Annotated in this window: 19 protein-coding genes; 10 read left to right on the top strand and 9 right to left on the bottom strand. The window is 72.5% G+C overall.

Annotation, left to right across the window (positions count from 1 at the left end; all coding sequences use genetic code 11):
• Positions 1 to 60 precede the first annotated feature (60 nt).
• Positions 61 to 894, top strand: a complete 834-nt coding sequence (locus tag AB0O09_RS04430) for a DUF3097 domain-containing protein (protein ID WP_363540052.1) — start codon at positions 61 to 63, stop codon at positions 892 to 894.
• A 44-nt stretch (positions 895 to 938) separates the two neighbouring features.
• Here the strand turns inward: AB0O09_RS04430 and hemW are convergent, their stop codons facing one another.
• Together hemW and AB0O09_RS04440 are read right to left on the bottom strand one after the other, a co-directional pair.
• Positions 939 to 2,168 (bottom strand): radical SAM family heme chaperone HemW, encoded by a 1,230-nt coding sequence (gene hemW / locus AB0O09_RS04435; RefSeq protein ID WP_363540054.1) that lies wholly within the window; start codon positions 2,166 to 2,168, stop codon positions 939 to 941.
• A gap of 77 nt (positions 2,169 to 2,245) precedes the next feature.
• Entirely contained in the window at positions 2,246 to 4,144 is a 1,899-nt protein-coding gene (locus tag AB0O09_RS04440) for an AMP-dependent synthetase/ligase (RefSeq protein WP_363540056.1), read from the bottom strand.
• 281 nt (positions 4,145 to 4,425) lie between these two features.
• On the opposite strand from AB0O09_RS04440, the gene AB0O09_RS04445 reads away from it, so the two are divergent.
• The 3 genes from AB0O09_RS04445 (at position 4,426) to AB0O09_RS04455 (ending at position 9,184) form a co-directional block, all read left to right on the top strand.
• Positions 4,426 to 6,159, top strand: coding sequence for an ABC transporter ATP-binding protein (locus tag AB0O09_RS04445; protein ID WP_363540058.1), 1,734 nt, complete (start codon positions 4,426 to 4,428; stop codon positions 6,157 to 6,159).
• A gap of 80 nt (positions 6,160 to 6,239) precedes the next feature.
• Positions 6,240 to 8,138: an ABC transporter ATP-binding protein gene (locus AB0O09_RS04450; RefSeq protein WP_363540204.1), complete on the top strand. Its 1,899-nt coding sequence runs from the start codon at positions 6,240 to 6,242 to the stop codon at positions 8,136 to 8,138.
• A 167-nt stretch (positions 8,139 to 8,305) separates the two neighbouring features.
• Positions 8,306 to 9,184 carry a sigma-70 family RNA polymerase sigma factor gene (locus AB0O09_RS04455; RefSeq protein ID WP_363540059.1) on the top strand — a complete coding sequence of 293 codons (879 nt, stop codon included), beginning with the start codon at positions 8,306 to 8,308 and terminating at the stop codon, positions 9,182 to 9,184.
• Positions 9,185 to 9,300: 116 nt separating this feature from the next.
• On the opposite strand, the gene lepA is transcribed toward AB0O09_RS04455, so the two are convergent.
• The gene (gene lepA, locus AB0O09_RS04460) at positions 9,301 to 11,169 is read right to left on the bottom strand and encodes a translation elongation factor 4 (protein WP_363540061.1); all 1,869 of its coding nucleotides are present in this window, start codon (positions 11,167 to 11,169) and stop codon (positions 9,301 to 9,303) included.
• A gap of 302 nt (positions 11,170 to 11,471) precedes the next feature.
• Here lepA and AB0O09_RS04465 point away from each other — a divergent pair, with 302 nt between their 5' ends.
• The 3 genes from AB0O09_RS04465 to AB0O09_RS04475 all read left to right on the top strand — a co-directional run bounded on the left by AB0O09_RS04465 (position 11,472) and on the right by AB0O09_RS04475 (position 13,678).
• Positions 11,472 to 11,801 (top strand): antibiotic biosynthesis monooxygenase, encoded by a 330-nt coding sequence (locus tag AB0O09_RS04465; RefSeq protein ID WP_363540063.1) that lies wholly within the window; start codon positions 11,472 to 11,474, stop codon positions 11,799 to 11,801.
• 297 nt (positions 11,802 to 12,098) lie between these two features.
• On the top strand, positions 12,099 to 12,359 hold the full coding sequence (gene rpsT / locus AB0O09_RS04470; RefSeq protein WP_030270581.1) for a 30S ribosomal protein S20: 261 nt from the start codon (positions 12,099 to 12,101) through the stop codon (positions 12,357 to 12,359).
• A 731-nt stretch (positions 12,360 to 13,090) separates the two neighbouring features.
• The gene (locus AB0O09_RS04475) at positions 13,091 to 13,678 is read left to right on the top strand and encodes a hypothetical protein (protein WP_363540066.1); all 588 of its coding nucleotides are present in this window, start codon (positions 13,091 to 13,093) and stop codon (positions 13,676 to 13,678) included.
• Between the two features lie 141 nt (positions 13,679 to 13,819).
• On the opposite strand, the gene holA is transcribed toward AB0O09_RS04475, so the two are convergent.
• Entirely contained in the window at positions 13,820 to 14,815 is a 996-nt protein-coding gene (gene holA, locus AB0O09_RS04480; RefSeq protein ID WP_363540068.1) for a DNA polymerase III subunit delta, read from the bottom strand.
• A gap of 73 nt (positions 14,816 to 14,888) precedes the next feature.
• On the opposite strand from holA, the gene AB0O09_RS04485 reads away from it, so the two are divergent.
• Together AB0O09_RS04485 and AB0O09_RS04490 are read left to right on the top strand one after the other, a co-directional pair.
• Positions 14,889 to 15,149 (top strand): hypothetical protein, encoded by a 261-nt coding sequence (locus AB0O09_RS04485; protein ID WP_363540070.1) that lies wholly within the window; start codon positions 14,889 to 14,891, stop codon positions 15,147 to 15,149.
• Between the two features lie 252 nt (positions 15,150 to 15,401).
• Complete coding sequence (locus AB0O09_RS04490) at positions 15,402 to 16,331, top strand: helix-turn-helix transcriptional regulator (protein ID WP_363540072.1); 930 nt, start codon at positions 15,402 to 15,404, stop codon at positions 16,329 to 16,331.
• A gap of 129 nt (positions 16,332 to 16,460) precedes the next feature.
• Here the strand turns inward: AB0O09_RS04490 and AB0O09_RS04495 are convergent, their stop codons facing one another.
• From AB0O09_RS04495 to AB0O09_RS04510, 4 genes are all read right to left on the bottom strand, one after another.
• A complete protein-coding gene (locus AB0O09_RS04495) occupies positions 16,461 to 19,094 on the bottom strand; it encodes a ComEC/Rec2 family competence protein (RefSeq protein WP_363540074.1) in 2,634 nt (877 codons plus the stop codon).
• 257 nt (positions 19,095 to 19,351) lie between these two features.
• Positions 19,352 to 19,951, bottom strand: coding sequence for a ComEA family DNA-binding protein (locus tag AB0O09_RS04500; RefSeq protein ID WP_363540076.1), 600 nt, complete (start codon positions 19,949 to 19,951; stop codon positions 19,352 to 19,354).
• Positions 19,952 to 20,863: 912 nt separating this feature from the next.
• Positions 20,864 to 21,709, bottom strand: coding sequence for a DegV family protein (locus AB0O09_RS04505; protein WP_363540078.1), 846 nt, complete (start codon positions 21,707 to 21,709; stop codon positions 20,864 to 20,866).
• Positions 21,710 to 21,831: 122 nt separating this feature from the next.
• Positions 21,832 to 22,593, bottom strand: a complete 762-nt coding sequence (locus AB0O09_RS04510) for a hypothetical protein (protein WP_363540080.1) — start codon at positions 22,591 to 22,593, stop codon at positions 21,832 to 21,834.
• A 236-nt stretch (positions 22,594 to 22,829) separates the two neighbouring features.
• Here AB0O09_RS04510 and AB0O09_RS04515 point away from each other — a divergent pair, with 236 nt between their 5' ends.
• A complete protein-coding gene (locus AB0O09_RS04515; RefSeq protein ID WP_363540082.1) occupies positions 22,830 to 23,807 on the top strand; it encodes a transcriptional regulator in 978 nt (325 codons plus the stop codon).
• A 69-nt stretch (positions 23,808 to 23,876) separates the two neighbouring features.
• On the opposite strand, the gene leuS is transcribed toward AB0O09_RS04515, so the two are convergent.
• Positions 23,877 to 26,762, bottom strand: a complete 2,886-nt coding sequence (gene leuS / locus AB0O09_RS04520) for a leucine--tRNA ligase (RefSeq protein WP_363540084.1) — start codon at positions 26,760 to 26,762, stop codon at positions 23,877 to 23,879.
• Positions 26,763 to 26,781 lie beyond the last annotated feature (19 nt).

Below are 26,781 nucleotides of genomic sequence, written 5' to 3' on the forward strand. Positions count from 1 at the left end.
CCCGGCGCGCCTTGCGCCGGACGGGGGATGACCGGGTGTCGGGCTCGTAGACTCCCGTCCATGCGCAGCAGGCAGTACGGCCCCGATCTGACCCCGCCGTGGAAGCGGCAGCAGCCGGCTCCGGAGGTGCCCGCCGAGCGGGACCTGGTGGTGGAGGAGGCGGCGACCGGCTTCTGCGGGGCGGTGGTGCGCTGCGAGAAGACCGCGGAGGGCCTGACGGTCACCCTGGAGGACCGGTTCGGCAAGCACCGGGTGTTCCCGATGGTGCCGCGCGGCTTCCTGCTGGAGGGCCGCGTGGTGACCCTGGTGCGGCCCTCCGCGCCGGCGCCCGCCGCCGGGCCGCGGCTGACCGCCTCCGGGTCGATCGCCGTGCCGGGGGCACGCGCCCGGGTCGCCCGGGGATCGCGGATCTACGTGGAGGGGCGGCACGACGCGGAGCTGGTCGAACGGGTCTGGGGCGACGACCTGCGGATCGAGGGCGTCGTCGTGGAGTACCTGCAGGGCGTCGACGACCTGCCGGCGATCGTGGCGGAGTTCGCCCCGGGCCCGGGCCGGCGGCTCGGCGTCCTGGTCGACCACCTGCTGCCGGGCACCAAGGAGCACCGGATCGCCGAGCGGGTCTCCGGCGACGCGGTGCTGGTGGTGGGCCACCCGTACGTCGACGTCTGGCAGGCCGTGAAGCCCGCCGCGGTGGGCATCGGGGCGTGGCCGCAGGTGCCGCGCGGCGAGGTGTGGAAGGAGGGCGTCTGCCGCCGGCTGGGCTGGCCGGTGGACCCGCCCGCGGCCTGGCGCCGCATCCTCGCCTCGGTCGACTCCTACCGCGACCTCGACCCCGCCCTGCTCGGCCGCGTCGAAGAACTGATCGACTTCGTGACGGCGACGGAGACCCCGTAGGGGCGCGTGGGGGCACCTCCACGCGCCCCTACGCGGTCAGCCCGTCAGTCGACGAGGTCGCGGACGACGGCGTCGGCCAGCAGGCGTCCCCGCAGGGTCAGGGCGGCCCGGCCGGCGGCGTGGGCGTCGGGGTCGAGCAGGCCCTCCTCCAGGGCGCGCAGGGCGGCCTTGCGGCCGTCCTCGGTGAGCAGGTCGAGCGGGCAGCCGTCGACCAGGCGCAGTTCCAGCAGGATGCGCTCCACCCGGCGGTCCTCCCCGGCGAGCACTTCCCGGCCGAGGGCGGGGGTGCGGCCCTCGGCGAGGGCCCGGGCGTAGGCGGCGGGGTGCTTGGCGTTCCACCAGCGGACGCCGCCGACGTGGCTGTGGGCACCGGGCCCGGCGCCCCACCAGTCGGCGCCGGTCCAGTAGAGCTCGTTGTGCCGGCAGCGGCCCTCGGGGGTGGTGGCCCAGTTGGAGACCTCGTACCAGGAGTAGCCGGCCCGGCCGAGGGCGTCCTCGGCGATGAGGTAGCGGTCGGCGTGCACGTCGTCGTCGATCATCGGGAGTTCGCCGCGGCGGACGCGGGCGGCGAGCCGGGTGCCCTCCTCGACGATCAGGGAGTAGGCGGAGACGTGGTCGGGGCCGGCGCCGATCGCGGCATCGAGCGAGGCCCGCCAGTCGTCGTCGGACTCGCCGGGGGTGCCGTAGATGAGGTCGAGGTTGACGTGGTCGAAGCCGGCCTCGCGGGCCTCGGCGACGCAGGCCTCGGGGCGGCCGGGGGTGTGGTGGCGGTCGAGCACCTGCAGGACGTGCTTGCGGGCGCTCTGCATGCCGAAGGAGATCCGGTTGTAACCGCCCTCGCGCAGCTCGGCCAGGTACGCGGGGCCGACGGACTCCGGGTTGGCCTCGGTGGTGACCTCGGCGTCCGGGGCGAGCCCGAACTCCTCGCGGAGCGCGGCGAGCATCCGCACCAGGTCGCGGGCGGGCAGCAGGGTGGGGGTGCCACCGCCGAGGAAGACGGTCCGCACGGGCAGGTCGGCGTCGCCGAGGACCTTCCGGGCGAGCCGGATCTCGGAGATCACGTTGTCGGCGTACGTCTCCTGCGAGGCGACCGCGCCGGAGGAGCGCAGTTCGGTGGCGGTGTAGGTGTTGAAGTCGCAGTAGCCGCAGCGGCTGGCGCAGTACGGCACGTGCAGGTAGAAGCCGAACGGCCGGGTGCCGAGCCCGGTGAGGGCGTGGGCGGGCAGCGAGCCGTCGGACGGCACCGGTTCGCCGTCGGGGAGTGCGGAGGGCATGACCCCATTGTCCCGTACGGCTCGGGTTGCCCCGGAGCCGTACGGGACGGCGGACGTCACACCTGGTGCGGGCCCGGTCAGGCCTCGTTGGATCCGGCGTACATCTCGGTGATGGCGTCGGCGTACTCGCGCTCGACCACCGGCCGCTTGATCTTGAGGCTGGGGGTCAGCTCGCCGTGCTCGATGTCGAGGTCGCGCGGCAGCAGGGTGAACTTCTTGATCGTCTGCCAGCGCTGCAGCTCGCCGTTGAGGCGGGTCACGAAGCCCTCGATGAGCTGCCGGGTCTCCGGTGCGGCGACCACCTCGGCGTAGCCCTTGCCGGCCAGGCCGTGCTCGGCGGCCCACGGCATGAGCACGGTCTCGTCCAGGCCGATCAGCGCGGTGCAGAAGTTCCGCTGGTTGCCGATGACCAGGATGTTGCTGACGAACGGGCAGACGGCCTTGAACTTGCCCTCGACCTCGCTGGGGGCGACGTACTTGCCGCCGGAGGTCTTGAACATGTCCTTCTTGCGGTCGGTGATCCGCAGGTAGCCGTCCTTGTCGAGCTCGCCGATGTCGCCGGTGTGGAACCAGCCGTCCGGCTCCAGCACCTCGGCGGTCTGCTCGGGCAGCTGGTGGTAGCCGCGCATGACGCCGGGGCCGCGGAGCAGGATCTCGCCGTCCTCGGCGATCCGGACCTCGGTGCCGGGCAGCGGCAGGCCGACCGTGCCGACGCGCGTCGCGCCGTCGCGGTTGACGGTGGAGCCGGCGGAGGTCTCCGTCAGGCCGTAGCCCTCCAGGATCGGCACACCGGCCCCCATGAAGAAGAAGCCGATCTCGGGGGCGAGCGCGGCGCTGCCGGAGACCGAGCCGCGCATCCGGCCGCCGAACGCGGCGCGGATCTTGGCGTAGACCAGCTTGTCGGCGATCTTGTGCTGGAGGTCCAGCGCGAACGGCGCGGTGGCCCGGCCGGTGGCGATCTGGTTGGCCTGGGTGGTGCGGGCGTGGTCGCGGGCGACCTTGGCGGCCCACTGGAAGATCTTGTACTTGGCGCCGCCCTCGGCCCGGGCCTTGCCCGCGATGCCGTTGTAGACCTTCTCGAAGATGCGCGGGGCGGAGGCCATCAGGGTCGGGCGGATCACCGGCAGGTTGTGGATGATCCGGTCCACCCGGCCGTCCACGGCCATCACGTGGCCGGTGGCGATCTGGCCGGAGATCAGCGTCTTGCCGAAGACGTGCGACAGCGGCAGCCACATGAACTGCACGTCGTCGGCGCGCAGCAGCCCGCTCTCCTCCTGGGCCAGGCCCTCGTAGGACCAGCAGTCGTGCACCAGGCGCACGCCCTTGGGGCGGCCGGTGGTGCCGGAGGTGTAGATGAGGGTCGCGAGCTGTTCGGGCTCCAGCGCGTCGACGGCCTTGTCGACCGCGTCGGGGTGGTCGACGAGGTACGCGGCGCCGCGCTCCTCCAGCTCCGCCAGGGTGATCACGGTCAGCCCGGCCGTCTCCGGCTCACCGGCGGGGGCGTCGAAGAGGATCACCGTTTCGAGGGCCGGCAGCTCGGCCTTCCGCTCGACCGCCTTGGCGAGCTGCTTCTCGTTCTCGGCGAACATCGCCCGGCTGGCCGAGTTGGCGAGGATGAACGCCGTTTCGTCCGCATTGGTGCTGGGGTACACGGTGGTGGTGGCAGCGCCGGCGCACATGTTCCCGAGGTCCGCGATGATCCACTCGACCCGGGTGGTCGAGGAGACCGCCACGCGGTCCTCCGCCTCGATACCGAGCGACATCAGGCCCGCCGCGACCGCTCTGACCCGCTCCGCGGTCTGCGCCCAGGTCAGCGAGCGCCACTGCTCGGCACCGGGCGCGCCGTCGGCGGCATGCTCGTCGACCGGCACGGGGTACCGGTAGGCCTCACCGTCGGGCGTGGCCTTTACCCTGCTGAGGAAGAGATGGGCCACGGAGGGCGGACGCCGCTCGATCATGGACTGCACGGAACTCAACGAGGACCTCCGGGGGGCGGGTGGCCGAGGGTGAGGGACGGGCGGCCGTGGGGGCGACCTGGCCCGGCCCGCCTTGTTAACCAGCAAGTAACAAGAACCAGGCAGCAGCCTAGGGCGTGATCGGCCGTTCCGTAAGGGGGTCCGGACAGCTGGCACACCGTCGGAGCTGCAGTGCAGGAGGGTCCGCCCCGGCGACTGGGGCGGTCTTAGCACGAAATACCCAGTCGCGAGTAGACCTAAATGAGGATGCGCGCATCCGCGTCGAGGACGAGAGTGTCACGGTGCTGATCAGACTGTTGCGGGCCCACCTGGGGCCCTACCGCCAACCGATCCTGCTGCTGGTCCTCCTCCAGCTCGTCTCCACCATCGGTGCCCTGTACCTGCCCACGCTGAACGCCGACATCATCGACAACGGCGTGATCAAGGGCGACACCGGCTACATCCTGCAGATCGGCGGCGTGATGATCGCCGTCTCGCTCGCCCAGGCGGTCTGCTCGATCTGCGCCGTCTACTTCGGCGCCCGGACGGCGATGGGCATCGGCCGGGACATCCGCGCCACCGTCTTCGACCGGGTCCAGGGCTTCTCCTCCCGCGAGCTCGGCCAGTTCGGCGCCCCCTCGCTGATCACCCGCACCACCAACGACGTCCAGCAGATCCAGATGCTGGTGCTGATGGCGTTCACCCTGATGGTGGCCGCGCCCATCATGTGCGTCGGCGGCATCGTCATGGCGCTCAACCAGGACGTCCCGCTCTCCGCGCTGCTGCTCGCCGTCGTCCCGCTGCTCGGCATCGTGGTCGTCCTGCTGGTCCGCAAGCTGCGCCCGCAGTTCCGCGGCATGCAGCAGCGCATCGACGGCGTCAACCGCATACTGCGCGAGCAGATCACCGGCATCCGGGTGATCCGGGCGTTCGTCAAGGACGGCCACGAGCAGGAGCGGTTCGGCGGCGCCAACCAGGACCTCGCCGACGTGTCGCTGCGCGTCGGCCGCCTGATGGCCTTCATGTTCCCCGCCGTGATGTCCGTGGTGAACATCTCCAGCGTCGCCGTGCTCTGGTTCGGCGCCCACCGGATCGACAGCGGCGGGATGCAGATCGGCGCGCTGACGGCCTTCCTCTCCTACCTCATGCAGATCCTCATGAGCGTCATGATGGCCACCTTCATGTTCATGATGGTGCCGCGCGCCGAGGTCTGCGCCGAGCGCATCCAGGAGGTCCTCACCACCGAGTCGAGCATCGTGGCCCCCACCGCCCCGGTGACCGAGCTCGACGGCCGCGGCCGGCTGGAACTGCGCGATGTCGAGTTCCGCTACCCCGGCGCCGAGGCGCCCGTCCTGCGCGGCATCGACATCCTCGCCCGCCCCGGCGAGACCACCGCGATCATCGGCTCCACCGGCTCCGGCAAGTCCACCCTGCTCGGCCTCGTCCCCCGGCTCATCGACGCCACCGGCGGCCAGGTCCTGGTCAACGGCGTGGACGTCCGGGAGATCGACCCGTCCCGGCTGTCCGAGGTCATCGGCGTGGTCCCGCAGAAGCCCTACCTCTTCTCCGGCACCGTCGCCTCCAACCTCCGCTACGGCCGGCCCGAGGCCACCGACGACGAACTCTGGGAGGCACTGGCCACCGCCCAGGCCAAGGAGTTCGTCGAGAGGTTCCCGGAGGGCCTGGAGGCCCCGATCTCCCAGGGCGGCTCCAACGTCTCCGGCGGCCAGCGGCAGCGCCTGGCGATCGCCCGCGCGCTCGTCCGCAAGCCGGAGATCTACCTCTTCGACGACTCCTTCTCGGCCCTCGACTACGCCACCGACGCCAAGCTGCGCCGGGCCCTGGCCACCGAGACCTCCGACGCCACGGTCGTCATCGTCGCCCAGCGGGTCTCCACCATCCGCGACGCCGACCGGATCATCGTGCTCGACGAGGGCGCCGTCGTCGGCAGCGGCACCCACCGGGAGCTGATGGCCGACAACCCGACCTACCGGGAGATCGTCCTCTCCCAGCTCACCGAACAGGAGGCGGCGTGACCACCCCCGGCCAGAAGCCCCAGCGCAGCGCCTCGCAGGAGGCCGCCGCCCGGCGCGGCCCGGCCGGACCCGGCCGCTTCATGGGCGGCCAGGGCGCCGAGAAGTCCATGGACTTCAAGGGCTCCGGCCGACGAGTGCTCGGCCTGCTCCGCCCGGAACGCCCGCTGCTGTACGGCGTCCTCGCGCTCGGCGCCGTCAGCATCGGCTGCGCGGTCGCCGGCCCGTACGTCCTCGGCCACGCCACCGACCTGATCTTCGCCGGCGTGGTCGGCGCCCAGGCCCCGGCCGGTGCCACCAAGCAGCAGGTGCTGGAGGGGCTCCGGGCGAAGGGCGAGGGCGGCATCGCCGACATGCTCTCCACCGTGCCGTTCACCCCCGGCCAGGGCATGGACTTCGACGCCATCGGCACCGTGCTGCTCTGGGTGCTGGCGATCTACGTGGCCTCCGCCGTCTTCGGCATCGTCCAGGGCCGGCTCGCCACCACCGCCATCCAGCGGACGGTCTTCCGGCTGCGCGCCGACGTCGAGGCGAAGATCGCCCGGCTGCCGCTCAGCTACTTCGACCGCCAGCCCCGCGGCGAGGTGCTCAGCCGGGTCACCAACGACATCGACAACATCGGCCAGTCCATGCAGCAGACCATGGGCCAGGTGGTGAACTCCCTGCTCACCATCGTCGGCGTGCTGGGCATGATGTTCTGGATCTCCCCGCTGCTGGCCGTGATCGCACTGATCTCGGTGCCGCTGTCGGTCGTCGTCGCCGCCCGGGTCGGCAAGCGGGCGCAACCCCAGTTCGTCGCCCAGTGGAAGACGACCGGTGCGCTCAACGCCCACATCGAGGAGATGTACACCGGCCACACCCTGGTGAAGACCTTCGGCCGCCAGAAGGAGGCCGCGGAGGTCTTCGCCCGCGAGAACGAGGCGCTGTACGACTCCGCCTTCCGGGCACAGTTCATCTCCGGCATCATCCAGCCGGCCATGATGCTGATCGGCAACCTCAACTACGTGCTGGTCGCGGTGGTCGGCGGTCTGCGGGTGGCGAGCGGCGCGCTCTCCATCGGCGACGTGCAGGCCTTCATCCAGTACTCCCGGCAGTTCAGCCAGCCGCTCACCCAGGTCGCCTCGATGGCGAACCTGGTGCAGTCCGGCGTGGCCTCCGCGGAGCGGGTCTTCGAACTGCTCGACGCCCCCGAGCAGACCCCGGAGCCGGCCATGCCGGAGCGCCCCGCGGAGCTGGCCGGGCGGGTCGCCTTCGAGGACGTCGCCTTCAGCTACGAGCCGGAGAAGCCGCTCATCGAGAGCCTGTCGCTGAAGGTCGAGCCCGGCCAGACCGTCGCCATCGTCGGCCCGACCGGCGCGGGCAAGACCACCCTGGTCAACCTGCTGATGCGGTTCTACGAGGTCAGCGGCGGCCGGATCACCCTGGACGGGGTCGACATCGCCGCGATGTCCCGCGAGGAGCTGCGCTCCGGCATCGGCATGGTGCTCCAGGACACCTGGCTGTTCGGCGGCACCATCGCCGACAACATCGCGTACGGCGCCGCGGGCGCCACCCGCGAGCAGGTGGTGGAGGCCGCGAAGGCCGCCCACGTCGACCGCTTCGTCCGCACCCTGCCGGACGGCTACGACACCGTGATCGACGACGAGGGCACCGGCGTCAGCACGGGCGAGAAGCAGCTGATCACCATCGCCCGGGCGTTCCTCGCCCAGCCCTCCATCCTGGTGCTGGACGAGGCGACCAGCTCGGTCGACACCCGCACCGAGGTGCTCATCCAGAAGGCCATGGCGCGGCTGCGCACCGGCCGCACCAGCTTCGTGATCGCGCACCGGCTCTCCACCATCCGGGACGCCGACGTGATCCTGGTGATGGAGAACGGCTCGATCGTCGAGCAGGGCTCGCACGACCAGCTGATCGCGGCGGAGGGCGCGTACGCGCGGCTCTACCAGGCGCAGTTCGCCGAGGCGGTGGCCGAGGTCGACTGAGCCGGGCCGCCGCGACGGCGTCCCGGGCGTCGGGGAGGCGTCGGGGGAGGTCCGGGAACACCGGGCCTCCCCCGAGGCGTGTCCGGGCCGGTGCTGTGGGGCAGGTCGTGGCCGCGGGTGCGGCGGACGTCCGTCCCGCCCGGGCAAGATCGCGCTAGCGTGGCCGGGTGACCGACACCGATGCGGCGCTCGCCGACCCGTTCGAGACCTACCGGCGCTACCTGGGCGCCGTCGCCTACCGGCTCCTCGGTTCGGTGGCCGACGCCGAGGACGTGCTGCAGGAGGCGTGGCTGCGCTGGCGGTCCGCCGACCGCGCCGCGGTGGCCGAACCCCGCGCCTTCCTCACCACCGTCGTCACCCGGCTCTGCTACGACCAGCTCGGCTCGGCCCGGGTGCGCCGCGAGGAGTACTACGGCGAGTGGCTGCCCGAGCCGCTGGTCGCCGACGAGAGCTCCCCCGCCGACCTCGCCGAGCTCGGCGAGTCGGTGTCGATGGCGGTGCTCACCGTGATGGAGCAGCTCACCCCGGCCGAACGAGCGGCCTTCGTCCTGCACGACGTCTTCTCGGTCGGCTTCGACGAGATCGCCGCCACCCTGGAGCGCAGCCCTCAGGCCGCCCGCCAGCTCGCCTCCCGGGCGCGGCGGCGGGTGAAGGACGGCAGCCGCCGGAGCACCGTCGACCCGGCCGAGCACCGGCAGGCGGTGAGCGCCTTCGCCGCGGCCACGGCCGGCGGCGACCTCCAGGCGCTGCTGGCGGTGCTCGACCCGGACGTCGTCTGGCACTCGGACGGCGGCGGCGTGGTCAGCGCGGGCGTGCGGCCGATCGTCGGCGCCGACCGGGTCTCCCGGCTGGTGGTCGGCCTGGTGGCGAAGTTCATGAGCGCCGAGGCGACGGTCTCCTTCGCCCGGGTCAACGGCGAACCCGGCCTGGTGATCCACTCCTCGCCGGGCGTGGTGGCCGGCGTGATCGCCTTCACCGTCGCGGACGGCCGGATCACCGAGGCGTACGTGGTGGTGAACCCGGAGAAGCTCACGCACGTGAAGTGAGACGCACGTGAAGCTGGACGCCCGTGAAGTGAGCGCGCCCCCTGCGCGGAGAACGGCGGAGGCCGCCACCCGGTTCGCCCGGGCGGCGGCCTCCGCCGTACGCGGTACCGCTACCGCTACTTCTTCTCCTTGGGGGCTTCCGCATCGGTGGACAGCGCGGCGATGAAGGCCTCCTGCGGGACCTCCACCCGGCCGACCATCTTCATGCGCTTCTTGCCCTCCTTCTGCTTCTCCAGCAGCTTCCGCTTGCGGGAGATGTCACCGCCGTAGCACTTCGCGAGGACGTCCTTGCGGATCGCGCGGACGGTCTCGCGGGCGATGACCCGGGAGCCGATGGCGGCCTGGATCGGCACCTCGAACTGCTGGCGGGGGATCAGCTTCTGCAGCTTGCCCGCCATCATGACGCCGTAGTTGTAGGCCTTGTCCTTGTGCACGATCGCGGAGAAGGCGTCCACCGCGTCGCCGTGCAGCAGGATGTCGACCTTCACCAGGTTGGCCGACTGCTCACCGATGGGCTCGTAGTCGAGCGAGGCGTAGCCGCGGGTCTTGGACTTCAACTGGTCGAAGAAGTCGAAGACGATCTCCGCGAGCGGCAGGGTGTAGCGCAGCTCGACGCGGTCCTCGGAGAGGTAGTCCATGCCCTGGAGGCTGCCGCGGCGGGACTGGCAGAGCTCCATGATCGCGCCGACGAACTCGTTGGGCGCCAGGATGGTGCCGCGCACGACCGGCTCGAACACCTCGGCGATCTTGCCGGTGGGGAACTCGCTCGGGTTGGTGACGGTGTGCTCGCTGCCGTCCTCCATGATCACGCGGTAGATCACGTTGGGGGCGGTGGAGATCAGGTCGAGGTTGAACTCGCGCTCCAGGCGCTCCCGGATGATCTCCAGGTGCAGCAGGCCGAGGAAGCCGCAGCGGTAGCCGAAGCCGAGCGCCACCGAAGTCTCCGGCTCGTAGACGAGCGCGGCGTCGTTGAGGCGCAGCTTGTCGAGGGCGTCGCGCAGCAGCGGGTAGTCCGAGCCGTCCAGCGGGTAGAGGCCGGAGAACACCATCGGGCGCGGGTCCTTGTAGCCGCCGAGCGGCACGGTGGCGCCCTTGTGCATGGAGGTGATCGTGTCACCCACCTTGGACTGCCGGACGTCTTTCACGCCGGTGATGATGTAGCCCACCTCGCCGACGCCGAGGCCGTCGGCGACCTTCGGCTCGGGCGAGATGACGCCGATCTCCAGCAACTCGTGGGTGGCGCCGGTGGACATCATCGCGATGCGCTCGCGCTTGGTCAGCTGACCGTCGACCACACGGACGTAGGTGACCACGCCGCGGTAGGAGTCGTAGACCGAGTCGAAGATCATCGCTCGGGCCGGGGCGTCCTTGACGCCGACCGGGGCCGGGATGTTGTCGACGATGTGGTCCAGCAGGTCCTCGACGCCGAGGCCGGTCTTGGCGCTGACCTTGAGCACGTCCTCCGGGTCGCAGCCGATGATGTGCGCGATCTCCGCCGCGTACTTCTCGGGCTGGGCGGCCGGCAGGTCGATCTTGTTGAGGACCGGGATGATCGTGAGGTCGTTCTCCAGCGCCAGGTAGAGGTTGGCGAGGGTCTGCGCCTCGATGCCCTGGGCCGCGTCGACCACCAGGATGGTGCCCTCGCAGGCCGCCAGGGAGCGGGACACCTCGTACGTGAAGTCCACGTGGCCCGGGGTGTCGATCATGTTGAGGATGTGCGTGGTGCCCGCGTTCGCGCCGGTCTTCGGCGCCCACGGGAGGCGGACGGCCTGCGACTTGATGGTGATGCCGCGCTCGCGCTCGATGTCCATGCGGTCGAGGTACTGGGCGCGCATCTGCCGCGGGTCGACAACACCGGTGATCTGCAGCATCCGGTCGGCGAGCGTCGACTTGCCGTGGTCGATGTGGGCGATGATGCAGAAGTTGCGGATCACCGCCGGGTCGGTCCGGCTGGGCTCTGGCACATTGCTGGGGGTCGCGGGCACCTTGGTCCGATTCTCCGTGTGGTCCGGGGGCCGGGGTGTCCAGGTCATCGCTGACCGGCTTCCCGGGGACCGGACGGTCTCGTCCGATCGATAATGGCTCTCCCTATCCTCCCACGAGCCCGAGCCGCCGTGGCGGCGAGCCGGTCGGGGATGGGTCGGGGATGGGTCGGGGGCGGTCCGCGGGCCGGTCGGAGGTGCGACCGGGGGCGGTCCGCGGGGCCCCTCGGCGGGGGGCCGAGTGCGGAGCCGCACCCGGGTGCGGCGTTCCCAGAGGGCGCGCGGATCCGGAAGGATGGCCGTCCATGATCCTCGAAAGTGCGCTGCTGAACGTCCGGCCCGGCGAGGAAGAGGCCTTCCTCGCGGCCTTCGCCGAGGCCCGGCCGCTGATCGCCGTCCAGCGCGGCTTCCGTTCGCTGGAGCTGCGTCGCTGCCTGGACGAGGGCGGCACCTCGCGCTTCCTGCTGCAGGTGGAGTGGGAGACGCTCGCCGACCACACCGAGGGCTTCCGCGGCTCCGCCGAGTACCTGCGGTGGCGGGAGCTGCTGCACCACTTCTACGAGCCGTTCCCCGTGGTGGAGCACTACGGGGAGCCGGTGCTCACGGCAGGGCCTGTCGAGCCGTCGAACCGGTGACGACCGGCGGCTACCGGCGACGACCGGCGACGAGGACGCGGCCTCCTCATGAGCGGCCCCCCTCCGGTGGAGTGGGGCCTGCGGCCGGGGACGGGGCTCCCCCGTTGCGGGGTTCCAAGGGGCACCCTCGGGTGGGGAGCCCGGTGGGGCATCCGGCGGGGGCGTCCGGTTTGGGGACGGCCGACCGCCCCTGGTAGCGTGGGGCGCTGCACCTGGTTTCGGCATGCCCTCTCAGCTGGTCCGAAGCCGCTCCGGTGCAACCCGTCGAGACCGTTCCACACAGACTGAGGCTCATTCGTGGCGAACATCAAGTCCCAGATCAAGCGCAACAAGACCAACGAGAAGGCGCGCCTGCGCAACAAGGCCGTCAAGTCCTCGCTGAAGACCGCGATCCGCAAGGCCCGTGAGGCCGCTGCCGCCGGCGAGAACGAGAAGGCCACCGTGCTGGCCCGCGAGGCCGCCAAGGCCCTCGACAAGGCCGCCAGCAAGGGCGTCATCCACAAGAACCAGGCTGCCAACAAGAAGTCGGCGATCACCAAGCTGGTCAACGCCGCCTGATTGTCGCGGACGCCCCACCGCCTCGGGCGGTGACGGCACCACCCGGGCCCGCCCCGGAGGTCGGCGAGATCGCGGCCCTCTACCCGCACCGTCGACCACCCCCTCTCGGAACGCACCGGCCCTCTACCCGGAGCCCCGAGACGCACGACTCCGTACCGCACGCGGCCTGCGTTCGCCACGCGGGTGCGGTACACACAGCTCCACCGAGGCGCCGGTCCACCGGCACCTCACCGATTGCCCGTCCGGTCCCCACCGGGCGGGCAATCTGCTTTTGCACCGCCAGGCCCGCACCGCGGGGACGTCGGGACGTCGGGCGTAGGGACGTCGGGCGTCGATCACCGAACATCGACGGAAACGGCACGCGGTGCGGCCGAACGGCAACTCTCTGTCACGACCTGCTGACCGGTATGGTTCGGTCCTACCATCTCGCCGGACGGCCACTGGGGGCTCCGATGTCGACACCACCACCGCCGCCACCGCACACCGGGGCCTCCCGCGCCACCGGGCCCGGCCCGTACGGACCCGGCCCCTACAGCGGCTTCGGCGGTGCAATCGGCACGGCTGCGCCGGGCGGGGTGGCGGCACCGGGCGGAGCCGTCGGGCCGGGCGGCATGCGCGGAGCCGGCGCGGCGACCGCCACCGGCGGGGCCGCTCCCGGGGGTTCCGGCTCAGGGCGTCCGAACGGTGGCGGCGCGCGAAGAGGGTTGTTGTGGGGGGTGGGCGGCGTCCTGGTGGCGTCCGCCGTGTGGGCCATCGCCGTGCTGACGGTGCCCTCGCTGGTGGCCACCGGACGCAAGGCGCCGGGTCCGGGCCCGTACCACCTGGTCAGCGACATCTGCACGACGGCCAAGCTGACCTCGTTCGAGCAGCTCTACCCCTCGCAGTACGGCAAGCCGTACCACTACGCGACCCGGCATCCCGCCCTCGACGACATGTACTGCAGCCAGTACCTCAAGAAGACCGGTGCGGACACCGACTACGTCTCCCTGTACGTCGAGGCGCAGTTGCACAAGGCGGTCGACCCCGAGCCCGAGTTCGAGGCGCAGCGGTCGGGCCTGCAGCAGCGGAAGTACCAGATCACCTCGGTCCCCGATCTCGGGCAGGAGGCCTACCTCGGCTACCTGGACGACCCGAGCAGTTCGGACTCCAGCTGGCACTACATCACCCATGTGCTGTACGTCAGGGACCGCGGCCTGACGTACTACCTGAGCTGGTCGGGGTCGTTCCAGGAAGGCAAGACGACGGTGCCTGACCGGGAGCAGATCCGGCAGGCGCTGGTGGTCGACAGCCGGGCGGTGCTGCGGGCACTCGGCGGTTGAGGCGGCAGCCGGGCAGCGTCGCGGGTCGGCCATGTGAGGGTCGGCCGTGCCACCGTCGACGGTGGCACCCGTGGCGGTGGCACCCGTGGCAGTCCGCTGCCGGCCAGCAACCCGCAGGTGTCCCTCGGTAGCGAGTGTCCGTCAGTACTGGCGGGCGCCGGATCGGGCCGCACGGGCCACGGCGACCACAGCGCGTTCCAGGGCGTAGGCGGGATCGGCGCCACCGCCCTTGACGGCAGCATCCGCCTCGGCGACGGCGGTCAGGGCGGCGGCGACGCCGTCGCCCGTCCACCCGCGCATCTGCTGGCGGACGCGGTCGACCTTCCACGGCGGCATGCCGAGCTCGCGGGCGAGGTCGGCGGGGCGCATCGACCGGCCTGCGGAGGCCAGTCGGCCGATGCTCCGGACGCCGGAGGCCAGCGCGTAGGTGATGCCGGTGGGCGGCTGCCCCACGGCCAGGGCCCAGCGGAGCCGTTCCAACGCCTCCGCCGCGCGGCCCGTCACCGCGAGGTCGGCCACCTCGAAGCCGGTGGCCTCGGCCCGGCCGCTGTAGTAGCGGGCGACCGCGGCCTCGTCGATCGTCCCCTCGATGTCGGCCGTGAGCTGACTGCACGCGGCCGCCAGCTCGCGCAGGTCGCTGCCGAGTGCGTCCAGCAGCGCCTGGCAGGTCTCCGGGGCTGCCGCACGGCCGAGCCGGCGGAACTCGTTGCGGATGAAGGCGAGTTTGTCGCCGTTCTTGGTCAGCTTGGCGCACTGCACCTCGCGGCCGCCGGCCTTCTTCGCCGCGTCCAGCAGCCCCTTTCCCTTGGCACCGCCCGCGTGGACGAGGACCATGATCACCTCGTCGGCGGGCGATTCGATGTACGCCTTGACCTCCTTCACCGAGTCGGCGGAGAGGTCCTGGGCGGCCCGGACGACGATGACCTTGCGTTCGGCGAAGAGCGAGGGCGTGGTCAGCTCGGCGAGACTGCCCGGCTGCAGGGCGCCCGGCGCGAGGTCCCGGACGTCGGTGTCGGGGTCCGCAGCCTTCGCGGCGGCCACCACCTCGGCCACGGCGCGGTCGAGCAGCAGCTCCTCCTGGCCGACCGCGAGGGTCAGCGGGGCGAGCAGGTCGTCGGGTGCACTCTTCCTGGCCATCGCGTACCAGGATCGCACGGTGCGGTGACACCCCCGGACCGTACGCCCCTGCGGGCGGTTGCAGAATGGTGCGGTGATCAAGAACCATGCCCGCCAACTGCTCGTCCTGCCCGACCGCGACGCCGCCGACGAGGCCCGCGAGGACCTCGTCGCCCGCTGCCCCGACCTCGACGACCCGGAGCTCGTCCGGGACGCGCTCGCGGGCGAGGACGACGCCGAGGACGCCCAGTGGCTGCTGGTGTTCGAGGCCCCCGAGGACGGCTGGACCCCCGCCCTGCTCGCCGAACTCGACGCCGTCGCGGATGCCCAGGACGGCTGGCGCGAGGAGGACTGAGGCCACACACCGGGTGACCCCTTCGGGGCAGTGGGCCGATGGATCGGCGGTGGTCGGCCCGGCTCGCGGATGGGGTTCGGGGCAAGGCCGGGTGCGGGTGCGGGGGGGGCGCTCGACGTCCGGCTGTGAGGCCGGGGCTGCGGGACGCGGTGGCTTCCGGGTCGCGCGATCCGCGGCGTTCGCCTCCGGCAGGGAAGGGTGGTATCGGCAGACCCTGGCTACCCGCCCTCCTGCCACAGCATCATGGGGATCATGGAGATGGACCGTCGTGAGCTCGCAGACTTCCTCCGCCGTTCCCGCGAGCGACTGAGCCCACAGGACGTCGGGCTGCCCGCCGGCTCGCGCCGCCGTACGCCGGGCCTGCGCCGTGAGGAGGTCGTGCAGCTCGCCGGCATGTCGGCCGACTACTACACGCGCCTGGAGCAGGGCCGCGGCCCGCAGCCGTCCGTCCAGATGCTCGCCGCGCTCGCCCGGGCCTTGCGGCTGTCGGAGGACGAGCGGGACCACCTGCACCTGCTGGCGGGGCATCGGCCGCCGGCCGGGCGACAGGCCGGGGACCACGTCCGCCCCGCGCTGCTCCACCTGCTGGACCAGCTGAAGGAGACACCGGCTCAGATCGTCAGCGACCTCGGCGATCTGCTCGCCCAGAACGCCATGGCCACCGCCCTCTTCGGCAGCGTCTGCTCGCTCCGCGAGGACGACCGCAACGTGGTCTGGCGCTGGTTCACCGACCCGACGGTGCGCCAGGCGTACCCGGAGGAGGAACGTGACCACTGGAGCCGGGTGCACGTCGCCGACCTGCGGGCCGCGGTGGCTCGGCGGTCGCGGGATGCCGCGGCCGAGGCACTGGTGGCTCGGATCGCGGCAGCGAGCGAGGAGTTCGCCCGGCTGTGGGAGCTGCACGAGGTGGCTGTGCGCCGGACCAGTCGGATGTGTGTGGTGCACCCGGCGATAGGCCCGATCAGTCTGGACTGCGAGGCGCTGCTGACGCCGACCGAGGACCAGCGGCTGCTGCTGTTCACCCCGGCACCCGGCACCACGGCGGCCGGATGCCTGGAACTGCTCCGCGTGGTGGGCACCGAACGCTTCGACACCAACGCCGACGGGGCCGGCAGGGCGGGCGGAACCGGTGGAGCGGCCGGGGCCGGTGGAGCGGCCACGGAGCACGACGAAGTCCGGTGACGTCGCGGGCGTGAGTCCCCGGGAGCCGTCCGGTGACGGCTCCCGGGGAACAGTCGAACGGGGAACGGTCCTGCGGGGAATGGTTGCCCGGGGAACGGCCATCCGGGTGGTGCGGTGGGTCATGCCGGCTCAGCTCCGATGGTGGTGCGGGTGGGTGGCCATCCGGAGGTGCCGGTGGCCGCCGAGGACTGCGATGTCTCCGGCCCGGTCGGTCCGCAGCACCGTGGCACCCAGTGCGCTCAGCCGGTCGACGGTGCGCGGGGCGGGGTGCCCGTACGGGTTGTCGTGGCCGCAGGAGATGAGTGCCAGCGTCGGGTGCAAGGCACCGGTGAGGTCCCAGTCCTGGTTGGCGGAGCCGTGGTGGGCCACCTTGAGGACGTCGACCCGGCCCGGTGGACCGCGCTGCATCAGTGCCGCCTGGGCCGGTGGTTCGAGGTCGCCGAGCAGGGCCAGCCGCAGCTGGTCCCCGGGCGGTCCCACGGTGGCGAGGAGTGCGATGCTGGCGTTGTTGGCTCCCGGGGTGGAAGGTCCGAGGGAGTCGTCGGGCCACAGGACGTCCCAGGCGAGGTCCCGTCCCGCAGCGCGGTGCTCCCCACGGCGGGCCTGCAGGAGGGGGATGCCCGCTGCGGAGGCCCATCCCAGCACGCGGGCCTGCTCACCGGGTGGCGTGCCCAGCAGGGTCACCTGGAGCGCGGCGACCGTGCGCCCGTGCAGCACGCCGGGCACCCCCTCGACGTGGTCGGCGTGGAAGTGAGTGAGGATCAGCAAGGCGATCCGGGAGATCCCGAGGTCTCGGAGGCAGTTGTCGGCGGCTGCCGGGTCCGGCCCGGTGTCCACGACCACGGCGGTGTCGGAGGCGAGCGGGAGCACGGCCATGTCGCCCTGACCGACGTCGCACATGGCCAGGCGCCACCCGGCCGGCGGCCAGCCGGTGGCGATCCGGGTGACGGTCGGCGGTCGCAGCAGAACGGCCGCGAGGGCCAGGACGACTCCGGCCGCCAGGGCGGTCCGGACCCTGCGGGAGGCGGTGCGGCGGGCCGACAGCAACGGGGGTACACCCCAGCACAGCGCCACCGTGGTGGCTGCCAGGAGCAGTGCCCCCGTCAGGCCGTCGGGCCAGTCCAGCAGCGCGCCGGGCACTGCGGCGCCCTGTCGGGCGACCACAGCCAGCCACCCGGTGGGGACGGCCGCGAGGTCCACGAGCACGCGGGCCGCGCCCGGGGCGAACGGCTCGGCTGCGAGCGCCGCGAAGCCGAGCAGGGTGGCCGGGGCCACTGCGGCCTCGGCGAGCAGGTTGCAGGGGACGGCCACCAGGCTGACCCGCGGGGCGAGCAGGATGGTGATCGGGGCGCACAGGGCTTGGGCGGCTGCGGTGGCGCCGGTCGCGGTGGCGAGGACCGTCGGCCAGCCCCTGCGGCACAACGCTTCCGTCCAACGCGGCCCGAGCGTGAGGAGACCCGCAGTGGCCAGGGTGGAGAGCAGGAAGCCGTAGGAGCGGGCGAGGTGGGGATCGAGGAGCACCAGGAGCAGGACCGCCCCGGCGAGGGCCGGCACGCCTTGGCGGGGACGGCCGGTGGCGAGGGCGAGCAGTCCGAGGAGACCGGTGGCGGCCGCCCTGAGAACGCTCGGCTCTGGACGGCAGATGGTCACGAAGGCGAGGGTCAGTCCCGTGCCCACGAGCGCGGTAGTCCGGATGGACAGGCCGAGCAGACCGGCCAGACCGCCGCGGCTGCCCTCGTCCTCCTTGCGGGACGCTCCGAGCAGGACGGTGAGGAGGATCGCCAGATTTCCCCCGCTGACCGCGGTCAGGTGGCCGAGGTCGGTGGCACGGAACGCCTCGCGCAGGTCGTCGGGAAGGCGCGAGGTGTCGCCCACCACCAGCCCCGGCAGGAGGCCCCGGATGTCGGGCGACAGGTGGTCGGTTGCCTCACGGAGGCCCGAGCGCAGCTCCGCCGCGAACTGCTGGGACCGGCCGGGTGGGGCCAACAGACGCGGCGAGCCCAGCGCCACCAGGCGAGCCGCCGAGTCGTGATCGCGCTCGCCGGGGGCGGTCGCGCGGACTCCGGCCGCAACCCTGGTCGAGGGAACGAGCCCGCGCCAAGCGGCGATGTCCTGTGCCCGGACGAGCACGGTGACCGGTGTGTGCACGGCTACGGCGGAGCGGCCGGGGTCCATGGGGAACCGTACGCGGTCCACCACTGCGTCGAAGGTCAGTACGGCCTGCCCCGGCGTGGTGCCGTGCACCCGCCCCGTTCGTGGCGTCGGGTCGCCGGCGACGGTGAGGTCCACCGACAGCTCGACAGGGGAAGTTCCCTTGGCCTCGGCGGTGTGGGCGCTGGGCTCCGGCGAGCCGGGGATGGTCGGCGGGCCCGGGCCTACCGCGGTGACGGCTGCTGTGGCAGCCGCCTTCGGCGAGGCCGCGGCCCCGGGTGCGGCTGCGCCGGCCGGCGTGGTGGCGCCGCCCGACGAGACTCCGGCCTGCGCCTCGGTTGACGGCTCCGACGGGGCGGCGGCTTGCACGGTCAGGGACGGTCGCACGAGATCGGGGATCGGGCCGCGGTGGAGGTCGGCGGTGTGCAGGACGGTGGTCAGCGTGGCCGCCGCTGCTGACAGCAGGACGGCTGCGGTCGACGGAGCGATTCGGCGGGTGCCGTCTGCGGCTCGCTGCCGGAGCAGGAACAGGGCTGCTCCGGCAGCGACCACCGCTGTGACGACGAGCGGCGAGTGGTGGACCGGATCCACCGCGAGTACGGCGGAGGTCACAGCCCAGGCGGTGAGCGCGGGCAGCAGCAGCCGCAGATCTGCCGGCCGCCGACTCGGACCCGCCGGCTCGCGGGGACCGGTGGCGAGTGAGTGTGCCCGGTCCGGCGGGGCGGCCGTCGGGGCGAGGGTGGCAGTGATCGCCGTGCCTCCTTTCAGAGCGGGCGGTCTTCTCGGTGCAGGGATGAGCGGTGCGAGGACCCGCTACGGCCGGTAGGGACGGCACGAACCGGCCTGTTCCGATCCGGGAAGAGCTGCTGTCAGAGCGTCAACAAGCCCTTGATGTCGTCGAACTTGCGCTGGCCGATGCCAGGCACCTGACGGAGCTGGTCGACCGAGCGGAACGGACCGTGCGTCTGGCGGTACTGCAGGATCCGCTGGACGAGCGTCGGCCCGACACCGGGCAGGGTGTCCAGCTGCTCGGCGGTCGCCCGGTTGAGGCTGACCAGGCCGCCCGTGGTGGCGCCGGGCTCCCCCTGACCGGTAGGTACGCCGACCAGGATCTGCTCGCCGTCGCTGAGCACCCGGGCGAGGTTGAGGGAGTCGGTCTCGGTGCCGGGGAGGGCTCCTCCTGCTGCCCGAAGGGCGTCGGCGACGCGGGAGCCGGTCGGCAGGGTTCGAAGGCCCGGATGCTGGACCTTGCCCGCCACGTCCACCACCACGGTGGGCGCCGGCGCTCCGGACTGGGCCGTCGTCCCGGCCGCTGTGGGGTGCGGGCCTCCCGTGGCGGACGCAGCGCTGCCGCTCACGGTGGGGACGGCGACCGGCTCGGGGCGACTCAGCCAGAAGTGCTGGACGGCGTAGCCGACTGCGAGCAGGAGCAGTGCCGCGAGGCCCAGCGCGGCCCTGCGGTCCAGCATCAGCCCGGCCGGCAGGGAGAAGGCGAGCCGCCGGGCCGAGGGCGACTTCGGGAGGTCGGGTGGGACGGTGGACGGGCCGGCCGCGGCGCCGAAGGGCGAGGAGGTCTCCGGTGGCGGCAGCCCTGCGTTCGGGGCAGAGAGGGGCGGCCCGTCCCGCACGGACCGGCGGCGGGGCGATCGTCCGGGGCCCGAGGGCGCGTCGGAGCCGAACCTGCGGACGGTGAACCGGTGCCCGCGCGGCGGCCGGTCACCCCGGAGACCGGCCGCCGCCGCCTCGGGCGGTGACGCGTTGCTCGCAGCACCTGCAGTACGCGCGGCGCCCGGTGCCGCATGCCCACCCGGTGCGGAAGGTCCACCTTGTGCGGTCCGCCCGGCCGGTGCCGCCGACCCGGCCGGGGACCTGGACGGGGCGGAGTCGGCACTGTCTCCGGGACCGCCTCCCGCGGCTCCGCCATGTGTGCCGGCCGGGGCACGAGTCGGTTTGCTGCCGCGCAGGGCTGCGGAGAACAGGGCGGCGAGTCGCCGCCGGACGGTTTCGGCCGTCTCTCGGCGCCGTGCTGCGCCGCGGGTCGTGTGCTTCATGCGAGGACGGTACGAATGCCCGCGGTCCGCGATGCACACCTCGCCGCCGGTCTGTGGACAACTCAGGGGTGTGGATAACTCCCTTCCCTCACAAGGATGAAAAGGAGGAGGCCGGGAACCTGCCGGGCGGCTTCGTTCGTCAGCCGGGTCGGAGCCGCCACGCAGCGGAGCCACGAGGGACACAGCCGTACCGCCGGCGGGAACGGCAGCAGGGACGGCGGGGTGGCCGGGGCAGCGAGGACGGGACGGCGGTAAGGGCGGGGCGGCAGCGAGGGCCGCCTCACCTCACCACCGGAGCTGCCTCACCTCACCACCGGAGCTGCCGCTCCGTCAGCGGGGCGACACCACGACGGCCAGCAGGCCGGGGCCGACGTGGGCACCGATGACGGCGCCGACCTCACCCACGTAGAGGTCGCGCAGTCCGGGCACCCGTTCGCGCAGGCGCTCGGCCAGCGGCTCCGCACGCTCCTCGGCCGCGAGGTGGTGGACGGCGATGTCGACCTCGGCGTCGCCGGCGCGTTCCACGGCGATCTCCTCCAGCCTGGCGATCGCCCGTGATGCCGTCCGCACCTTCTCCAGCGGTTCGATCCGGCCGCCGGAGAGGTGGAGCAGCGGCTTCACCGCGAGGGCCGAGCCGAGCAGTGCGCGGGCGGCACCGATGCGGCCGCCACGGCGCAGGTGCTCGAGCGTGTCGACGTAGAAGAAGCCGCTGCTCAGCGACGACCGGCGGACGGCTTCGGCGGCGGCCTCCGCGGGCCCGAGGCCTGCCTCGGCAGCCTGTGCGGCCGTCAGAACGCAGTGGCCGAGGGCCATGCCGACCAGTCGGCTGTCGACGACCTCGACCGGGATCTCCGCCCCGGCCGCGGCGAGTTTGGCGGCCTCGTACGTACCCGAGAGTTCGGAGGAGATGTGAACGGAGACGACACCCGTGGCACCCGCCTCGGCGGCTGCCCGGTAGGCGGCGGCGAAGCTCTCCGGGCTGGGACGGGAGGTGGTGACTCTGCGCTTGGCGCGAAGCGCCTCGGCGACGTCCTTGGGCGAGATCTCGACGCCTTCGGTGAGGACCTCGTCGCCCACGACGACGGAGAGCGGGACGACCTCGATCCGATGGCGGTCGACGACGTCCTGGGGCAGGTAGGCCGTGGAATCGGTGACGAGGGCGAGGTGGCCGGGCATGTGCCGGAGGTTACTCCGCGACCGGCGCAGATGACAGCGCAGGCCGCCGGCAGAGACGCCCCGCAGCAGCAGCGGGCCTGCCCCGAACGGGCGACCCTACCGGGCCGGAACCGGCAGGAGCCTTATGCTCCACCGGTGTTCGGCTTGCGCAGCCGGTCGGCGAGCCGGTTGAGGGGGTCGCCGAGACCGAGCACGTCCTCTGCCCGCAGGCGGTTCCCGGCGGTGAGGCCCTTCCGCTGGGCGTCCTCGGACCGGGCCGCCGCAGTCCCGTTGGCTGAGGCGACACCGTCCGGACCCGCACCGGCCGCGCCCGTGTCCTCGGGACCGGCCACCCGGTCCCAGTGCCGCAGTGCCCCGGCTTCGTTCTCGCACTCGCGGCTGAGTCGGGCCAGGTCGTCGTCGGCGAAGCGGCGCATGCGGTCCTGGGCCGCCCAGCGCATGGTTTCGGCGGAGTGGGTGATCCGGCCGGCCCGCTCGCGCAGCTCGGGGAGCTTGGCGGCCAGCCGGGCGCCGTCCGGCTCGCGTTCGAGGATGCGCATCTCCTGGTCGAGCTCCGCGGCATGCGCGTCGAGGCGGTCGAGCAGTTGGAGGGACTCGGCGAGCTGGCCGTCCGCGGCGAGGCCGGACTCAAGGACCTGCCGGGTGGCGTCCAGGGAGGTGCGCACCGAGAGACGCACGGAGGCGAGCTGGCCCTGGGAGCCCGGCTTGGTGAAGGTCTTCGCCCTCAGGGCGGCGTTCTCCACGGCACGCCGCGCATGGGCCTCGTGCTTCTCCACCTTGGCGGCGACCGCCTTGGCCGCCTTGACCGTGCCGACGACGGCCATGACTCCGGCGGTCACCAGGAACAGCATCACCAGGGCGATCACCACGCCGATCGCGTCCATCCCTACCCCACCTTCCGCGGTGCCCACCGACACCGCTCGCCGGACGCGGCCCGCGCGGCCGCCCTGGAATATCCACGGTAGCCGTCGGAAGGGTCCGGTCGGACCCCGGAGGCCGTGCGCACCTGAGAGATCAGGGAGAGCTCAGGGCCCGGGTCGGGGCTCTTCCGGGGCCGCTCCCCCTAGCGAACACACCGCCGAGGACAGTAGCTGTCCGCATCGACTGCCAGGATGGCCGCATGCTGGAGACTTCCGCCCGCCTGCTGCGTCTGCTGTCCCTGCTCCAGGTCCGCCGGGACTGGTCGGGGGCCGACCTGGCCGGCCGGCTCGGTGTCGACGTGCGCACGGTACGGCGGGACGTGGACAAGCTGCGGGGCCTGGGCTATCCCGTGGACTCGACGCCGGGCACCGCCGGCGGCTACCGGCTCGGGGCGGGGGCGGAGATGCCTCCGCTGCTGCTGGACGACGACGAGGCGGTCGCGGTGGCGGTGGGGCTGCGGACGGCGGCGGGCGGCACGGTCTCCGGCATCGAGGAGTCCTCGGTGCGTGCCTTGGCGAAGCTGCTGCAGGTGATGCCCTCCAGACTGCGGCACCGCGTGGATGCGCTGGCCGACGCGACGGTGGCCGTGCCGGGGAACGGCCCGGTGGTGCAGGCCGAGGTGCTCACCGCGATCGCCGCCGCTTGCCGGGCGCACGAGCGGCTGCGCTTCGACTACCGGACGCACGACGGCGAGGAGGGCCGTCGGGACGCCGAACCGCACCGGCTGGTGCACTCCGGCACCCGCTGGTACCTGGTTGCCTGGGACACCGCCCGGGCGGACTGGCGGAACTTCCGCGTCGACCGGATCACGCTGCGCCCGCCGCACGGGCCTCGGTTCGTCCCGAGGGAACCTCCGGAGCAGGACGTCCGGCGCTGGGCGTCCTGGGAGGTCGCCGTCGGCCAGTACCGCTACCAGGCCCGTTGCACGGTCCACGCGCCGGCCGCCGAGGTCGTCACGAGGACCACGCCGACCTCGGCGGTGGTCGAGCCGATCGATGGGCGGAGCTGCACCCTGCGGGCGGGCTCCAACTCGCTGGACGGGCTGGCACTCCACCTGGCGCTGCTGGGGCACCGGTTCACCGTCCACGAGCCGCCGGAACTGGTGGCGCACGTCGCGGCCCTCGCCGACCGCCTGCACGAGGCCGTCCCGCCCTCCCGGCCGGCCGCCGGGGAGTGAGGCCTGCCGGAGAACGCCCGGGCCGGGCGCCCCTGGTGGGGAGCCCGGCCCGGGAACGAGCGGTCGGCGTCAGCCGGTGACGATGTTCACCAGCTTCGGCGCACGCGCGATGACCTTGCGCACCGGGGCGTCGCCCAGCGCGGCCACCACGGCCGGGTCGGCCAGCGCCAGCGTCTCCAGCTCGGCGTCGGTGATGGTCGGCGCGACCTCCAGGCGGGCCTTGACCTTGCCCTTGATCTGGATGACGCAGGTGACCGTCTCGTCGACGACGTAGGCCGGGTCGGCGACGGGGTAGTCGGCGAAGGCCAGCGACTCGCGGTGACCCAGGCGCTGCCACAGCTCCTCGGCGATGTGGGGCGCCAGCGGGGCGACCATCAGCACGATCTGCTCGGCCACGCTGCGCGGCGTGGAGCCCCGCTTGACCAGGAAGTTGTTCAGCTCGATCGCCTTGGCCACGGCCGTGTTGAAGCGCAGGCCGGCCATGTCCGCACGGATGCCGTCGATCGCCTTGTGCAGGGCGCGCAGGGTCGCCTCGTCCGGCTCCTCCTCCGTGACGACCAGCTCGCCGGTGGTCTCGGAGACGACGTTGCGCCACAGACGCTGCAGGAAGCGGTACGAGCCGACGACGGCGCGGGTGTCCCACGGGCGGGAGACGTCCAGCGGGCCCATCGACATCTCGTACAGGCGCAGGGTGTCCGCGCCGTACTCGTCGGCGATCTCGTCGGGGGCGACGGCGTTCTTCAGGGACTTGCCCATCTTGCCGGCCTCGCGCTTGACCGGCTCGCCCTGCCAGAAGTACGCGCCGTCGCGCTCCTCTACCTCGGCGGCGGGCACCGGGAAGCCGCGTGCGTCGCGGTAGACGTCGGCGGTGATCATGCCCTGGTTGAACAGCTTGTGGAACGGCTCGACGGAGGACACGTGGCCCAGGTCGAACAGCACCTTGTGCCAGAAGCGGGCGTACAGCAGGTGCAGCACCGCGTGCTCGGCGCCGCCGACGTACAGGTCGACGCCGCCGGCCGGCTTGTCGGCGGTGGGGCCCATCCAGTACGCCTCGTTGGCCGGGTCGACGACCTTCTCGGCGTCGGCCGGGTCGACGTAGCGCAGCTCGTACCAGCAGGAACCGGCCCAGTTGGGCATGGTGTTGGTCTCGCGGCGGTACTTCTTCGGACCGTCGCCCAGGTCCAGCTCGACCTCGACCCACGCCTCGTTGCGGGACAGCGGGGTCTTCGGGGTGGAGGCGGCGTCGTCCGGGTCGTAGGTGTGCGGCGAGTAGTCCTCGACCTCGGGCACCTCGACCGGCAGCATCGACTCGGGCAGCGCGTGCATGGCGCCGTCCTCGTCGTAGACGATCGGGAAGGGCTCGCCCCAGTACCGCTGGCGGCTGAACAGCCAGTCGCGCAGACGGTAGTTGACGGTGCCCTCGCCGATGCCGCGGCCTACCAGCCAGCCGGTGACGGCGGCCTTGGCGTCGACGACGCTCAGGCCGTTCAGCGACAGGTCGTCGTGGGCCGAGTTGACGATCACCGAGTCGTAGGTGTCGAAGGCGTCGTCCCAGGTGTGCGGGTCCTCGCTGCGACCGTCGGTGGGCTCGACCACGCAGCGCATCGGCAGGCCGAAGGCGCGGGCGAAGGCGAAGTCGCGGTGGTCGTGGGCCGGGACGGCCATGATCGCGCCGGTGCCGTAGCCCATCAGCACGTAGTCGGCGATGAAGACCGGGACCTGCTCGCCGCTGACCGGGTTGGTCGCGTAGGCGCCGGTGAAGACACCGGTCTTGATCTTGGCGTCGACCTGGCGCTCGACGTCCGACTTGGCGGCGGCCTCGGCGCGGTAGGCCGCGACGGCGTCGGCCGGGGTGGCGGCACCGCCGGTCCAGTCCGCCGGCACGCCCTCGGGCCACGCGGCCGGGACGATCGCGTCGACCAGGCCGTGCTCGGGTGCCAGCACCATGTAGGTGGCACCGAACAGGGTGTCCGGGCGGGTGGTGAAGACGGTGATCGCCTCGCCGCCGGGCGCGGCGAAGTCGACCCGGGCGCCCTCGGAGCGGCCGATCCAGTTGCGCTGCTGCAGCTTGATCGCCTCGGGCCAGTCCAGCATGTCCAGGTCGGCGATCAGGCGGTCGGAGTACGCGGTGATCCGCATCATCCACTGGCGCAGCTTCGACTTGAACACCGGGAAGTTGCCGCGCTCGGAGCGGCCGTCCGCGGTGACCTCCTCGTTGGCCAGCACGGTGCCCAGGCCGGGGCACCAGTTGACCGGCACCTCCTTGGCGTAGGCCAGCCGGTACTCGCCCAGCACCTCGTCGCGCTCGACGGCGGACAGCTCGGTCCAGGCGCGGCCGCCCGGCACCTCGCGCTCACCGGACTCGAACTGCGCGACCAGCTCGGCGATCGAGCGGGCCTTGCCGGCCGCCTCGTCGTACCAGGAGTTGAAGATCTGCAGGAAGATCCACTGTGTCCAGCGGTAGTAGTCCGGGTCGATGGTGGCGATGGAGCGCCGCGAGTCGTGGCCCAGGCCCAGTCGGCGCAGCTGGCGCCGCATGTTGGCGATGGCCGCCTCGGTGGTGATCCGGGGGTGCTGGCCGGTGGCGACGGCGTGCTGCTCGGCGGGCAGGCCGAACGCGTCGTAGCCCAGGGTGTGCAGCACGTTGTGGCCGGTCATCCGCTGGTAGCGGGCGTACACGTCGGTGGCGATGTACCCCAGCGGGTGGCCGACGTGCAGGCCGGCACCGGACGGGTACGGGAACATGTCCATGATGAAGCTGTGCGGCTTCGCGGCGACGTCGCCGCCCGCGCCCTCGGCCAGCGGGCCGACCGGGTTGGGGGCGTTGAACGTCCCTTCCTTCTCCCACAGGTCCTGCCAGCGGGACTCGATCTCGGCCGCCAGCGCGGCACCGTAGCGGAAGGGCTCGGAAGCGGCCTCGGCCGCGCCGGAAGCAGGGGTCGTCGTCTCGCTCATGGTCCTTCGGGCTCCGTCG

The sequence above is a fragment of the Kitasatospora sp. NPDC093679 genome, from assembly GCF_040683455.1.
Taxonomy (GTDB): Bacteria; Actinomycetota; Actinomycetes; order Streptomycetales; family Streptomycetaceae; genus Kitasatospora; species Kitasatospora arboriphila.